The following is a 14026-nucleotide window of genomic DNA, read 5'->3' as shown; positions in this document are numbered from 1 at the left end:
TCTTGGCCTGTCCCGCAATGCTATTAAAAAAAGAGCGTTGTACGTAGTTTTGACGAGGGCTAGAGGCCAATTTCGTTCAAAGCCTCTCCACAATCGTGGCAATGCCCATGCCGCCGCCCACGCACAGCGTGGCCAGCCCGTAGCGCAGCTTGCGCCGGTGGAGTTCATCAATCAGCGTGCCCAAAATCATGGCGCCGGTGGCGCCCAGCGGGTGGCCCATGGCGATGGCGCCGCCGTTCACGTTGACCTTGTCATGCGGCACCTTCATCTCTTTCATGAAGCGCATCACCACGGCGGCAAAAGCCTCGTTCACTTCAAACAGGTCAATGTCGTTGATGCTCAGCCCCGCCTTGGCCAGCGCCTTGCGCGTGGCAGGCATGGGGCCGGTCAGCATGATGGTGGGGTCGGCGCCTGAGAGCGCCGTGGCCACAATGCGGGCGCGCGGTGTCAGGCCGTGCGCCTTGGCGGCGGCCTCACTCCCAACCAGCACAGCGGCGGCACCGTCCACAATTCCCGACGAATTGCCGGCGTGGTGCACGTGGTGGATGCGCTCCACCTGGGGGTAGCGGGTGAGTGCCACTTGATCGAACCCCATGCTGCCCATTTGCTCAAACGCAGGCTTGAGTCCGGCCAGGCCTTCGAGCGTGGTGTTGGGTTTGATGAATTCGTCCTTGGCCAAAATCACCTGTCCCATGGCATCTTTGACAGCCACCACCGAGCGGTCAAAGTAACCCGCAGCCTGGGCGGCGGTGGCACGCTTTTGCGATTCCAGCGCAAAGGCGTCTACGTCCGCGCGGGTGAAGCCTTCGATGGTGGCAATCAGGTCGGCGCCAATGCCTTGGGGCACAAAGGCGGTGGCGGAGTTGGTTTCGGGGTCCATGGCCCAGGCGCCTCCGTCCGAGCCGATGGGTACCCGGCTCATGCTCTCCACACCACCGGCCACCACCAAATCTTCCCAGCCGGAGCGCACTTTTTGCGCGGCCATGTTGACGGCCTCCAGCCCCGAGGCGCAAAAGCGGTTGATCTGCACGCCAGCCGCCTGAAAGTCCCAGCCGGCCTTCAGCGCCGCCACCTTGGGCAGCACCGCGCCTTGGTCACCCACGGGCGAGACAATGCCCATCACCACATCGTCCACCTTGGCCGTGTCGAACTGGTGGCGCTGCTGCAAGTCAGTCAGCAGACCGGCCAGCAGGTTGACGGGCTTGACCTCGTACAGGCTGCCGTCTTTCTTGCCTTTGCCGCGCGGGGTGCGGATGGCGTCAAATACAAATGCTTCGGTCATGTGGGGCTCCAAAGGGAATCGGGTCGAGTGGGTGGCAGGCAAACGCCAGGCCGTTGTAGTTTTAGAGTATATTACTTTTTACCAAGCGCTTGCTTTGTGAAAATAATGCCATTGCGGGACAGACCGCAGCAGCGCAGCTGCAAGCTCTGTCCTCAACTGATTAAAAGGAGCCACCATGATTGAACGAACCCTCTTCGACACCGACCACGAATCTTTCCGCGATAGCTTTCGCAAGTTCATAGACAAAGAAATCGCCCCCTTCCACGCCGACTGGGAAGAGCAGGGCTATGTGGACCGTGCCGTGTGGAACAAGGCCGGTGAGAACGGCTTTTTGTGCATGACCATGCCCGAGGAATACGGCGGCTCCGAGGCGGACAAGCTGTACTCGGTGATCCAGTTTGAGGAAGTGGCCCGTGCGGGCGTAAGCGGCATTGGCTTTAGCCTGCACAGCGAAATCGTGGCGCCCTACATCCTGCACTACGGCACGCCAGAGCAAAAGGCCAAGTACCTGCCCAAACTGGCCAGTGGCGAGATGATTGGCGCCATTGCCATGAGCGAACCGGCTGCGGGCTCTGACTTGCAGGGCATCAAATGCACGGCCATCGAGCAACCCGACGGCAGCTACTTGCTCAACGGCAGCAAGACCTTCATCACCAACGGTTGGCACGCCGACCTGGTGATCGTGGTGGCCAAAACCAACCCGGCGGCTGGCGGCAAAGGCACCAGTTTGATGCTGGTCGAGCGCGGCATGCCCGGTTTTTCGGTTGGCAAGCGCCTGAAAAAAGTGGGCATGAAAGCGCAAGACACGTCCGAGCTGTTCTTTGACAACGTCAAGCTGGGCCCCGAGCATTTGCTGGGCGGCAAGGCCCATGAGAACAAAGGCTTCATCTGCCTGATGGAGCAGTTGCCTTGGGAGCGCCTGCAAATCGCGATCAGCGCCGTGGCGTCCGCCCAAGCCGCCATAGACTGGACGGTGGATTACGTGAAAGAGCGCAAGGTCTTTGGCCAGCCGGTGGCGGCATTCCAGAACACCCGCTTCAAATTGGCCGAACTGCAAACCGAGGTGCAGGTGGCGCGTGTTTTTGTCGACAAGTGCTGCGAGCTGATCTGCCAGGACAAGCTCGACACCGCCACGGCCAGCATGGCCAAGTACTGGACCACCGACCTGCAGTGCAAGGTGATGGACGAATGTGTGCAGCTTTTTGGCGGCTATGGCTATATGTGGGAATACCCCATTGCCCGCGCCTACGCCGATGCGCGCGTGCAGCGCATCTACGGCGGCACCAACGAGATCATGAAAGAAGTGATCACCCGGTCCATGGGGTTGGGAGGAAAATAGGCCTCTAGCCCTCGTCGGATATACGTAACCAGCTATTGTTGTAATAGCATGTTGCGTTTAAAGTAGTTTGCGCCAAGTGCCAGCGTTGTACACGTCTTTGAACCCATGGCGTTTGAGCAGCATTTTTGCCATGCCGCTGCGGGTACCGCTGGCGCAGCACAGCACCACGGGGGTACTTTTGGACAGTTCGTTCAGGCGTGAGCCTAACTCCGGCAAGGGAATGTTGATCGTGCCAGGTGCCTGCCCGGAGGCAAATTCCTCGACCGAGCGGACATCAACCAAAACGGCACCCTTGCTTTTCAGCTCGGGCAGCAGGCGCACGACGCGACGGCTGCTCCACCATTTGTAGCCAAACCAGGCGGCGATGGCCAGCAACGGCCATTGTTCTTTAAGGGTGGTGAGAAGGTCCATAGCGATGTATTGGGGTGCTGGAATAAAATACCTATGGGGGTATTGTAATCAATGGCGCTATGACGATACGTATCGCTACTTCTGTACTAGCGATTAAGGATTTGACAGGCCAACACCAGCGCAATGAGAATGGGCACTCCCCCGCTCCATCAAGGTACCCATGACAAAAAAACGGCAAGCCAAAGCGATGCAGGAGAGGTTGCCACTTCCGCCATTGCCGCGTTGGCGTTGGCTGGCCTACGCCACTATTGCAGGCATTGTTTTTGCAATCATTTTGTGAAGATTGGTGGGGTGCTGCCGCGCCCGGTGATGAGTCTGGCCGCATGGCGTGACTCTGGTCAACTTGCCTATCTGGGGGCCAGCATCGTTTTTTCGGGTCTGATTGTGGCGTTGATCAAAATCTTTTTTGACCAAGTGCTGCTCGGCATTGTTCAGCGTAAATCAAAACGAGTGATCGCTGAAGAGCTTGGCGTACTGGTGGCGCAAGTGGCGGTGGGCGTTGCTGCCGACGGCTTGATCAGTGCGGCGGCCAGCGCGGGTTCAAGCAGTGATTCTCAGGCGGGTGGTATCAGCAGCGGAGGCGGGGGTGATTTTGGCGGCGGCGGGGCTTCAGGAAGATTTTGAGCTTGCTCTAATATCACCAGCGCCTTTTGCGAGAACGCAATCCACTGCGTTTCTTGGACGATGCCGGCCTCCAGCACCAGGTGCTGCAGTTGTTGTTTGCGCGATCCGTCATCCACGTTGGCAAAGTCGCGCGCTGCGATGGCCTGGTACACGGCCAGCTTTTGTTGGTGCAGCGCCAGGCGGCGGCGAATGTCGGTGGCCAGGGCCGTGGGGCCGACCACGGCCTCGGCGCGCAAGCGCACCATGAATTCATCGCGGAGCGGCTTGGGGTCTTGCTGCTCGGCAACCCAGCGTTGTAGCTCGGCACGCCCGGCGGGTAGCACGCGGTAGACGCGCTTGCGGCCACGCCCGCTCTCGGCCGGCAGGGGTTCGACCCAACCGGCTTCTTCCAGACGGCCTAGCTCGCGATAAATCTGCTGGTGGGTAGCGTGCCAGAAGAAGCCGATGGAACGGTCAAACCGCCCGGCCAAGTCGGAGCCGGAGGAGGGTTGTTCAACCAGGGCCGTGATAAGTGCGTGGGGCAGGGACATGGGCTAAGCGGGTAGTAAACCGCATTTTATGCAACCAGTTGCATAGTTGTCAGGTTTTTGCGTAGAATTGTGCAACCAGTTGCATAAAGGACAGTCCATGACCGCTTACCCCCATTTGCTCGCGCCACTCGACCTGGGCTTTACCACCCTGAAGAACCGGGTTCTGATGGGCTCCATGCACGTGGGGCTGGAAGAGGTGCCCAACGGATTCGAACGCATGGCCGCCTTCTACGCAGAGCGCGCCCGAGGCGGCGTGGGCCTGATCGTGACCGGTGGCATTGCCCCCAACGAGCGCGGTCGCCCCATGAAGGGCGGTGCCATGCTGACCACCGAAGCGGAGGCCGCGCACCACCGCGTGGTGACCGATGCGGTGCACCAGGCCGGCGGCAAGATCGCCATGCAGATCCTGCACTTTGGCCGCTACGCCTACCAAAAGGACCTGGTGGCACCCAGCGCGCTGCAGGCGCCCATCAACCCGTTCACACCGCACGCCCTGACTACCGAAGAAGTAGAGCAGACGATTGACGACTTTGCCTGCTGCGCCGGTCTGGCCCAAGTAGCCGGTTACGACGGCGTGGAGATCATGGGTTCTGAGGGCTACTTGATCAACGAATTTATTGCCGCACGCACCAATCAGCGCGATGACGCCTGGGGTGGCGCTTATGCCAACCGCATCCGCTTCCCGGTGGAGATCGTGCGCCGGGTGCGCGAGCGCGTGGGAGCCAATTTCATCATCATCTTCCGACTGTCCATGCTGGACCTGGTGGAGGGCGGCTCCACGGCAGACGAGGTGATTGAACTGGCCCAGGCCATCGAGGCGGCTGGCGCCACCATCCTCAACACCGGCATTGGCTGGCACGAGGCGCGCATCCCCACCATTGCCACCAAGGTTCCGCGCGCGGCCTACGCCTGGGTCACCCAGCGCCTGATGGGCAAGGTGAAGATTCCGCTGGTGGCCACCAACCGCATCAACACGCCCGAAGTGGCCGAGCAACTGCTGGCCGATGGTTTTTGCAACATGGTGTCCATGGCGCGCCCCTTTTTGGCCGACTCCGAGTTTGTACGCAAGGCTGCCGAAGGCAGGGCAGACGAAATCAACACCTGCATAGCCTGCAACCAGGCCTGTCTGGATCACACCTTTGGCGGCAAGATCACATCTTGCTTGGTCAACCCGCGTGCCTGCCACGAGACCGAGCTGGTGATTGCCCCCGCTGCGGCCCCGAAGCGCATCGCCGTGGTGGGCGCCGGTCCTGCGGGCTTGAGCTTTGCCGTGACCGCTGCCCAGCGCGGCCACACGGTGGAGTTGTTTGACTCTGCCACAGAGATCGGCGGCCAGTTCAACATCGCCAAGAAGGTGCCGGGCAAGGAAGAGTTTTACGAGACGCTGCGCTACTTTGACCGCCAACTGGCGCTCAAGGGCGTCAAGCTCTCGCTCAACACCCGCGTGAGCGCCGCAACTGGCGCAGGGCGGTTATCGACGAGATCGTGCTGGCCACCGGCGTGACACCGCGCACACCCGCCATCGACGGCGTGGACCACCCCAAGGCGCTGAGCTACCTGGATGTGCTGCGCGACGGCAAGGCCGTGGGCAAGACCGTGGCCGTGATCGGTGCTGGTGGCATTGGCTTTGACGTGTCGGAATTTTTAACCCACAGCGGTACCAGCGCCAGCGTGGATGCGCCCAAGTTTTATGCCGAATGGGGCATTGACACAGGTTACGCACAGGCCGGCGGCATCACGAAGGCGCATGTGGAAGCGCCCGCACGCCAGGTGCACTTGCTGCAGCGCAAGGCCAGCAAGGTGGGCGACCAGCTGGGCAAGACCACCGGCTGGATTCACCGCACGGGGCTCAAGGCCAAACGCGTGTCCATGACGCCCGGCGTGACCTATCACCGCATCGACGATGCCGGCCTGCACCTGAGCGTGGACGGCCAGGAGCGCGTGCTGCCAGTGGACAACGTGGTGCTGTGCGCCGGCCAGGAACCCGAGCGCGAACTGTTGGCCGCTTTGCAGGCCGCCGGTTGCTCCGTGCACCTGATTGGCGGCGCCGATGTGGCCGCCGAACTGGATGCCAAGCGTGCTATTGACCAGGGCACCCGCCTGGCCGCCACCATTTGATAGGAGACATTCATGCAAGCAGCCCCCCAACACCTCAAACCCGCCGTTGCGGCCTCCATCGCCATCTGGCATGACATGGTCGCCAAACGCGACCTGTCCGCACTGCCTGGCATCGTGCACCCGGACGCGGTGTTTCGCTCCCCCATGGCCATCCACCCCTACCAGCCGGCCGCTGCACTCATTCTGGCGTTGAACACCGTGATTCAAGTATTTAAAGACTTTACCTACCACCGCCAGTTGGCGTCTGATGACGGCCTGAACGTGGTGCTGGAATTCAGCGCCCGCGTGGGCGACAAGCAGCTCAAGGGCATCGACTTGGTGCGCTTTGACGAAGCCGGCAAGATTGTCGATTTCGAGGTCATGGTGCGCCCCTTAAGCGGCCTGCAGGCGCTGGGCGCGGAGATGGGTGCACGGTTGGCACAGAAGATGCCGGCGTTTAAGGTGAAAGGGTGAGGGATGGCCTGGCAACTGAATAATCGCTATGCTGCGGCTTTCGTCCTCCGACTTGGCGAGCTGAATTCAAACAACCGATCAATTCCAATAGGGAATAGTTTGGTGTCATAGGTGACTGCGTCACCTTCGGTCCAGTCCAGAGCGAGGGTATGCCTACGATCCGCAAAAATGGATGGATCAAGAATTAGGAGTCACCACCGTGGATAGAAGAGATCTATGCAGAGCCGCCTTGGTATTGCCGCTGGCCAGCGCGCTGCCCGTTTCTGCTGGGGCGGCCAGTGGCCTCACTCGTGTGCGACCTGGCGACGCCGCATGGCCCAGCGTGGCGCTTTGGCAAAAGCTAGGGGAAACGCTCAAGGGTCGTTTGATAAAACTTGAGACGCTATTTGCGCCTTGCCAGCGCAGTGCGGTCAGTGCCGCTTGCCTTGAGCTGGGCAAGTATTTGAGCAACCCTTTCTTTTTGGGTGATCAAGCGTCGGCAACCCAGGTTTCAGGCTGGTTCAACGCCTGGAAGAACGAACCCAGTGCTTACGCAATTCAAGCCAACACACATGATGATGTAGCCGCTGGTGTGCGTTTCGCGCGTGAGCACAAGCTGCGTCTGGTGGTCAAAGGCACGGGTCACAGCTACCAAGGTACTTCAAGCTCGCAAGACTCTTTGCTGATTTGGACGCGATCCATGAATCGGGTCGAAATCATCGACAAATTTGTGCCGCAAGGTTGCGCAGGGACGGTGTCTGCCGTGCCTGCAGTCAGCGCCGGTGCAGGCGCCGTGTGGAGCGATCTCTACCATGCAGTGACCACCAAGGCTGGACGCTATGTCCAAGGCGGTGGTTGCACCGATGTGGGGGTTGCCGGGCTGGTGCAAAGCGGTGGTTTTGGTAGTTTTTCAAAAGGCTTTGGGCTGACCGCGGCGGGATTGCTGGAAGCCGAAGTGGTTTGTTTTGATGGGCAATTGCGCGTGGCCAATGCCTGTACCAACCCTGAACTTTTCTGGGCACTCAAAGGCGGCGGCGGTGGCAGCTGGGGTGTAGTCACCAAAGTGGTTTTGCGCACCCATGACTTACCCAAGTATTTTGGCTATGTGGGTGGCAAGATTCGGGCTAAGTCTGATTCAGCTTTCGCCACCTTGGTGACCCGTGTGATGGACTTTTATGCGGATCAACTCTTTAACCCGCACTGGGGCGAGCAAATCAGTTTGGGCACGGATCGCAGCTTGAAACTGAGTCTGTGTAGCCAGGGCCTTAGCAACGAACAAGTCATGGCCGTTTGGAAGCCGTTTTTCGAGTTTGTGCGCGCGGTGCCGGAGCACTATGAAGAGGTTGAAAAACTCCGCGCCGGTGCGTGGGACGCTCAACCTTGGTGGGATATCGCCTGGAACCCCTCACTTCGGCCGGATCAACGTGCAGGCGCGCCTGCGTACCATGCCTGGTGGGAGGGTGATCAAGATCAAGTAGGCATGACGATCTATGGCTACGACTCCCTGTGGCTACCTTCGCGCTTACTGGCCAAAGACCAGCGCAAGACCCTGGTCGATACATTGATTGCTGCCAGCGACAAGCATTCCGTTGGTTTGCACTTCAACAAAGGTTTGGCTGGTGCGACCAAAGAAGTGATTGAGCAAGCGCGCCAATGTGCCACCAACCCGGCCGTGCTGGACGCATTTGCGCTGGTCATCATCGCCTCGGGCGGAAAGCCGTCGTACGCTGGGCTGGAACGTTCGGTCTTAAGCAAAGCACGGAGTTTCATAGAGGCAGAGGTTGAGACTCGACGTATTGACCGGGCTATGGCGCTGCTGAGACAGCTAGCACCGAATGGCGGATCCTATGTGTCTGAGAGCAATTACTTCAACGACAATTGGCAGCGGGAATTTTGGGGTGCCAACTATGCGCGCTTGCAATCTGTAAAGCAGCTAGTTGATCCAGAAGGTTTGTTTTTTGTGCGCCATGGCGTTGGCAGTGAGGCCTGGAGCGAAGATGGCTTTACGCCGCAAAAGGCTTAAGCGTGACATTGCCCGAATGAAAGTTCACCTGCCTACAGAGCCGCTCCCTGCCAGGCCCTACAACTATCGCGTGCTCGCGTTCTTGCTATTGCCCTTGCGCGGCAAGTGGATGGTGAAGATCGTTCCGACCTCTATGTTGGACGTGATCCCGATTCGCCCACCATGCGCCAGAATGATCTCACGGGCGATGTAAAGGCCTAGTCCCAGGTTAATCTTGTCGCTTAGCTTGCGCTCGCTCGCCGGGCGCAGGGCAAAGCGCTTGGCTGGGTCGAAAATTGTTCTCAGTTGGGCCGACGAAATCACCTCGCCCGCATTTTGGATCGTCCAGCTGATTTCATCATTGGAGTTCTCACCAACCTTGACGACGACGGGCTCCTCAGGAGAGCCGTGATCAATCGCGTTAGAGATCAAATTGCCAAACGCCTGGCTGATGCGCGAGCTGTCCCAAATCACCTCCATGTTGCCCGCTATTTCCAGTCGGATGAGCCGACCAGGATGAAATAAGCGCATCTCTTCAACAATGGTGGTGCATACCGGTGAAAAATCCATTGGGTATGTAGTGACCGGTATGCCGTCCCCAAGATGGCTTGTTGAAAAGTCGAGCAGGTCAGAGACAATTTCAGCAACGCGATTGCTGCTACTGACTATGAGTGCAGCCGTCTTGACTGCATTTGGAGTCAGACCCGGGTTACTCGCCAGCATTTGCGCTCCCATGCTGATGGCCCCGAGTGGGGATCGCACGTCATGGCCCAGAATGGCCATGAACAGGTTTTGGGAGTCACGCTGCATTTCCGAATAGCGCGAGACGGCTTCTGCTAGCGACTGGTCGATCGCTTCATTGAACCTGACCATGTCTTTGATCTCGCCAGCGGTGATGTTAATGATGTCGTCTTGCCAAAGTCTCAGTACGCTCGCGCGCAAGGCCCGGTATTCCGCCGTGAGCTGTTCGATGGTGAAGCCAGACGAAATGCGCTCGGCGCCATGGGTCTCTGCAGGGGTATCTCCGGCTACCGGAGGTGCAAGGCCCTGCGATTTGTCGATGCCCTCCTGCCGTGCCTGATAGGTATCGAGGTCGGTGGCCACGACCTTTAGCATGGCTTCTGCATGGTCACGCAGTTCCTTTGTTGTCATCAGATGAATGGTCGCGTGGATGGTCCGAGCGAAGTCTTCCCAATCTTGCAGGATGGCTTCCATATTGGCCAATATGAATTTGGACAGGCGCATGGGACTTCTTTCGATGTGGCGATTCAGACGGGCGATTCAGACGCCAAATGGCGAAAGAAATGCAAAGCAACTGCGTGCAGGATACACGCGAGCGGCAAATTGACGCAGAGCATGTCTTCTATAGCTGGCAGATGGTAACGTTGCGCCAGGCCCGTGCGCTTGGCATACACCAAATCGGTGATGGCATTGCAGCTATTTCCTATGCACTCGCCAGATGATGTTGCCCACATCATCGGCCACCAGCAGCGCACCGGTCTTATCCAGCGCCACCCCTACCGGCCGGCCATAGGCTGTTGCTTCTGCACTCAGGAAACCTGTCAGCACATCCACGGGCGGTCCGGATGGTTTGCCGTCCGCTAAGGGTACATAAATCACCTTGTAGCCACTGTGCGGCCTGCGGTTCCAGGAGCCATGCTGGCCGATGAACATGCCATTCGAAAACTGTTGGGGCAATGTAGTACCGACAGACGAAGCCAGCCCCAAAGACGCAGTATGAGAACCCAGCGCGTAATCGGGCGGCAGAGCCTTGGCCACCATTTCGGGGTTGGGCGGCTTAACCCGCACATCCACATGCTGGCCGAAATAGCTGTAAGGCCAGCCATAAAAAGCGCCACGCCGCACGGAGGTCATGTAGTCCGGCACCAAGTCGCTGCCCAATTCGTCACGCTCGTTTACCGCTGTCCACAAAGCGCCAGTGTGTGGCTCCCAAGCCATGCCATTGGGGTTGCGCAAACCAGAGGCAAACACCCGGTGGGCGCCCGTGGCAATGTCATATTCCCAAATTGCGGCCCGGCCTTCTTCTACCGCCATACCGCGTTCCGCGACATTGCTGTTGGAGCCTACTGTCACGTACAGCGTCTTGCCATCCGGGCTGGCGATCAGGCTTTTGGTCCAGTGGTGGTTGATGGGGCCGGCTGGCAGGTCCAACACCTTGGTGCCAGGGTCCGTCATGTGGGTGTCACCTGTGGCATAGGGGAAACGCATCAGCGCATCGGTATTGGCAACATACAGGTAGCCGCCCACCAAGGCCATGCCAAAGGGTGAATTCAAGCCGGTTAATAGGGGTGCACTCCAGTCGGCTACTCCGTCACCATTGGTGTCGCGCAACAGGGTGATGCGGTTGGCACTGACGGTTACCGCACCCGCACGGCGCATGATGTGGGTGGCAATCCAGCCCTTGATGCCTTCGCCGTCTTGCGGTCGCTCGGGTGCATTCGACTCTGCCACCAGCACATCCCCATTGGGTAGCAGCTGTAGCCACCGGGGATGATCCAGCCCCTTGGCAAAGGCCTGTACCTGGGTGCCTGGGGCAGCAATAGGCACCATGCCTATCGGCCAACCAGACGCAGGCGCAATGTTGATGGTCGGAATAAGACTGGGCCGTGGTGCTTCCAACGTAGGCTGCGGGCCTGTGCCCGCCAGGATCGGCACTTTGGCCATATCGCCACAGCCTGACAGCATTGCCAGGCTGATGAGTACCACACCCAATTTGACCTCAGGTGGCACGTGACTGGTCCTTGGGCATGTGTTGCAGCAGATCGGCCAGTTCGTCGGCATGCTCTTCTTCCACAGCCAAAATACCTTCCAGCAAACGGCGCGTGGTGGGGTCTTTCTCGCCCAGGTAGGCTATGAATTCGCGGTAACTCTCAATTGCGATTCGCTCGGCCACCAGGTTTTCAAGAATGAAATCTTGCAAACTGCTGCCTTCAATGTATTCGGCATGGCTGCGTGCTTCCAGCGTGCGGGGCGCAAAGTCGGGCTCACCACCCAACTGCACAATACGCGCCGCCAGCAAGTCGGCGTGGCCCAGTTCCTCATTGGAATGCGCCAAAAACTCAGCGGCAACGCCAGGCGCATGAATGCCCTTGGCCGTAAAGTAATGGCGTCGGTAGCGCAGCACGCACACAATTTCGGTGGCCAGAGATTCGTTCAACATTTTCAGCACTTGTTTGCGGTCACCTTTGTAATCCGCGGTAACGGCACCGTCATTCACATGCTTGCGCGCGCGGCTGCGCATTTCGGCTACAGAGACGGGGGTATGGTCGTTTTTCATAATGGAATTTTTTCAGTAACTCAGGGGAGCTCAGTGTGCGGCGACCGTTCGCCAACGTCTGTGCGTTGAAGCACGCACTGCCGCGTCAGTCGCGGGTTGCATCCACTGCGTCATACTCCCAGCAGATGCCCCACGGCGGGGTGCTCCAACAAGGATTAGTCGTGCAATCAGCGAGTGACCAGTGGTTCGACGAGGCGTACTACCAGCGCTACTACTTCGACAAGAAGACCAGCGTGGTCGACACCCAGCATGTAGAACGGCTGGGCACTTTTGTGTGCAGCTACCTCAAGTACCTGCGCGTGCCCGTCAAACGGGTTCTGGATGTGGGCTGTGGCATTGGCTTGTGGCAGGGTGTGCTGGCCCAACATTTTCCTGACGCCAGCTACCAGGGCGTGGAGTTCAGCGAATACCTGTGTGCGCGTTACGGCTGGTTGCGCGGCTCGGTGGTCGACTTCCACAGTGATCAGCCGTTTGACCTGGTGATCTGCCAGGGGGTGTTGCCCTACCTGAGCCCGGCAGACCTGCAACTGGCGCTGCACAACCTGGGCACGCTGTGCCGGGGGGCGCTGTATGTAGAAGCGGTGTCGCGCGAAGACTACGAACGCGAGACCATCGACGAAGAACTGACCGACCCCCGCTTGTTCCGCCACCGGGCACAACTGTACCGGCGCGGTCTGACGCAAGGGTTTGTGGAGGTGGGCGGCGGCATGTGGCTCAGCCGCAAGGCCGAAGTGCCGCTGTTTGAACTGGAGTGTGCGGGTGGCCGCTAGACCACCCGCCCCAGACGCGTTTACCGTTTGGTCTGTAGCAGCCAGCCCAGCACTACACCAGTTGCCAAAGCGATACCCACTGTCGTGAGTGGCCGCTCCTGCACAAAGCCCTGGCAGCTTTTGGTCATCCGGGACTGGGCGTGCATCAACTGCTCACCCTTTTCGCTCACCATTCGCGAAGCCCTGTTGGCAGCCAGTGAAAGCGAGTGTGCTGCGTCATGTGCGCTATCGGTAGCGTTGTCCACCGCGTGCGAGACGGCCTTTGAGATGTCATTCATTTCACCCATGGGGAATCCTTTTTGTGTGTAGTTAATGTGAAGTGCAAAGGTGAATTAGCGTTGACCGTACTTCATCTTGGCATCTTTGATGCAGGCGTCTTTCGGATCGCCGCTCAATGCATCGCACTTCTCCTTGGCAACAGCGTAGGCGGCGTTGTTCTTGTCGGTTGCAGCATCCTTGCGTGCATCAACAACTTTATCGCTGGCAGTGCCAATGGCTTCTGAAGTCTTCTCGGCGACCTTGGCATCTGCCTTGGCAGTAACGTAGACGCTCTTGGCTTCCTTGCGGCAAACGTCTTTGACATTGCCGGCGGCGTCATCGCATTTCTCTTTTGCTACCGCATAGTCCGCGTCGGCGCGCGCCATGCGCATCGCATAGCGGTGTTTAACCGACGGTTGGTACTCTTCCAGCAGCTCGGCCTTTGCAACGTTTTCGCTTCCTTTGGCCTGTTCGTTGCAGATGTCTTTGGCATTACCGCTCAGCGCTTTGCATGTGGTCTTTTCTTGCTTGTACTTGGCAACGATGTCGGCCTTGCTGGTTTTGTATTGCGCCGGTGTTACGGTGGCAGCCATGGATGCAGTTGTGATCAGGAGCAAAGCAGCAAAGACTGCAGTGATATGGGTTGTTTTCATTGGGCGTTCTTTCTATAGTTGGGTGCTGAATAGGTTGCGCCGCGTGGTAGTGCGACGTCCCTGTACGCAGATTAGGGCAGCGCCGTGCCTGCGTCTGTATGCCAACGAACATTGAGTTCGCTATTGTTTTTGTAGCGTATTTCCTGTTTTCTACGAGGGCTGGCATGTGATATGTTCGGTTTCGAACAGACGATGCCTGTTTGCGTTGCCTACAGTGTGTTGGTACGCACAACGCAGGTCACGCCGTGATTCCAGCGCGGGCCAAGGTGGTCCTGCGGCATTCAGGGGGTGCACCGTTGAAAACCAGTA

The 14026-nt window shown here is 58.8% G+C and carries 13 protein-coding genes and 1 pseudogene; 6 read left to right on the top strand and 8 right to left on the bottom strand.

The genetic code is table 11. The annotated features are described in order from the left end of the window. Positions 1–76 precede the first annotated feature (76 nt). Positions 77–1282 carry an acetyl-CoA C-acetyltransferase gene (locus IPI80_RS06265; RefSeq protein ID WP_413858241.1) on the bottom strand — a complete coding sequence of 402 codons (1206 nt, stop codon included), beginning with the start codon at positions 1280–1282 and terminating at the stop codon, positions 77–79. Positions 1283–1457: 175 nt separating this feature from the next. On the opposite strand from IPI80_RS06265, the gene IPI80_RS06260 reads away from it, so the two are divergent. Beyond that, a complete protein-coding gene (locus IPI80_RS06260) occupies positions 1458–2621 on the top strand; it encodes an acyl-CoA dehydrogenase family protein (RefSeq protein WP_413858239.1) in 1164 nt (387 codons plus the stop codon). A 57-nt stretch (positions 2622–2678) separates the two neighbouring features. Here IPI80_RS06260 and IPI80_RS06255 read toward each other — a convergent pair whose 3' ends face one another. Next, positions 2679–3032 carry a rhodanese-like domain-containing protein gene (locus IPI80_RS06255; protein ID WP_413858237.1) on the bottom strand — a complete coding sequence of 118 codons (354 nt, stop codon included), beginning with the start codon at positions 3030–3032 and terminating at the stop codon, positions 2679–2681. 309 nt (positions 3033–3341) lie between these two features. Between IPI80_RS06255 and IPI80_RS06250 the strand changes: the two genes are divergently transcribed. Next, on the top strand, positions 3342–3656 hold the full coding sequence (locus IPI80_RS06250) for a hypothetical protein (protein WP_413858235.1): 315 nt from the start codon (positions 3342–3344) through the stop codon (positions 3654–3656). Here the strand turns inward: IPI80_RS06250 and IPI80_RS06245 are convergent. Next, complete coding sequence (locus tag IPI80_RS06245) at positions 3587–4186, bottom strand: PadR family transcriptional regulator (protein WP_413858233.1); 600 nt, start codon at positions 4184–4186, stop codon at positions 3587–3589. The two genes, IPI80_RS06250 and IPI80_RS06245, sit on opposite strands and share 70 nt — an antisense overlap. 97 nt (positions 4187–4283) lie before the next feature. Between IPI80_RS06245 and IPI80_RS06240 the strand changes: the two are divergent. From IPI80_RS06240 to IPI80_RS06230, 3 genes and pseudogenes are all read left to right on the top strand, one after another. After that, a pseudogene (locus IPI80_RS06240) lies at positions 4284–6304 on the top strand (FAD-dependent oxidoreductase). A 12-nt stretch (positions 6305–6316) separates the two neighbouring features. Further along, positions 6317–6757, top strand: a complete 441-nt coding sequence (locus tag IPI80_RS06235) for a nuclear transport factor 2 family protein (protein WP_413858231.1) — start codon at positions 6317–6319, stop codon at positions 6755–6757. A gap of 199 nt (positions 6758–6956) precedes the next feature. Then, positions 6957–8759 carry an FAD-binding protein gene (locus IPI80_RS06230; RefSeq protein ID WP_413858229.1) on the top strand — a complete coding sequence of 601 codons (1803 nt, stop codon included), beginning with the start codon at positions 6957–6959 and terminating at the stop codon, positions 8757–8759. Positions 8760–8822: 63 nt separating this feature from the next. On the opposite strand, the gene IPI80_RS06225 is transcribed toward IPI80_RS06230, so the two are convergent. From IPI80_RS06225 to IPI80_RS06215, 3 genes are all read right to left on the bottom strand, one after another. Continuing rightward, positions 8823–9983 carry an ATP-binding protein gene (locus tag IPI80_RS06225; protein WP_413858227.1) on the bottom strand — a complete coding sequence of 387 codons (1161 nt, stop codon included), beginning with the start codon at positions 9981–9983 and terminating at the stop codon, positions 8823–8825. A gap of 192 nt (positions 9984–10175) precedes the next feature. Further along, the gene (locus IPI80_RS06220; RefSeq protein ID WP_413858713.1) at positions 10176–11444 is read right to left on the bottom strand and encodes a PQQ-dependent sugar dehydrogenase; all 1269 of its coding nucleotides are present in this window, start codon (positions 11442–11444) and stop codon (positions 10176–10178) included. Between the two features lie 34 nt (positions 11445–11478). Beyond that, on the bottom strand, positions 11479–12036 hold the full coding sequence (locus IPI80_RS06215) for a ferritin-like domain-containing protein (RefSeq protein WP_413858225.1): 558 nt from the start codon (positions 12034–12036) through the stop codon (positions 11479–11481). A gap of 161 nt (positions 12037–12197) precedes the next feature. Between IPI80_RS06215 and IPI80_RS06210 the strand changes: the two genes are divergently transcribed. Beyond that, positions 12198–12806, top strand: coding sequence for a class I SAM-dependent methyltransferase (locus tag IPI80_RS06210; protein ID WP_413858223.1), 609 nt, complete (start codon positions 12198–12200; stop codon positions 12804–12806). Positions 12807–12826: 20 nt separating this feature from the next. On the opposite strand, the gene IPI80_RS06205 is transcribed toward IPI80_RS06210, so the two are convergent. Beyond that, entirely contained in the window at positions 12827–13093 is a 267-nt protein-coding gene (locus IPI80_RS06205; protein WP_413858221.1) for a DUF883 family protein, read from the bottom strand. Between the two features lie 45 nt (positions 13094–13138). Further along, on the bottom strand, positions 13139–13717 hold the full coding sequence (locus IPI80_RS06200) for a hypothetical protein (RefSeq protein WP_413858219.1): 579 nt from the start codon (positions 13715–13717) through the stop codon (positions 13139–13141). Between the last annotated feature and the right edge of the window lie 309 nt (positions 13718–14026).

This window comes from Candidatus Aalborgicola defluviihabitans, assembly GCF_016705985.1.
Taxonomy (GTDB): domain Bacteria; phylum Pseudomonadota; class Gammaproteobacteria; order Burkholderiales; family Burkholderiaceae_C; genus Allorhodoferax; species Allorhodoferax defluviihabitans.
This window is presented reverse-complemented; position numbering and strand designations above follow the sequence as displayed.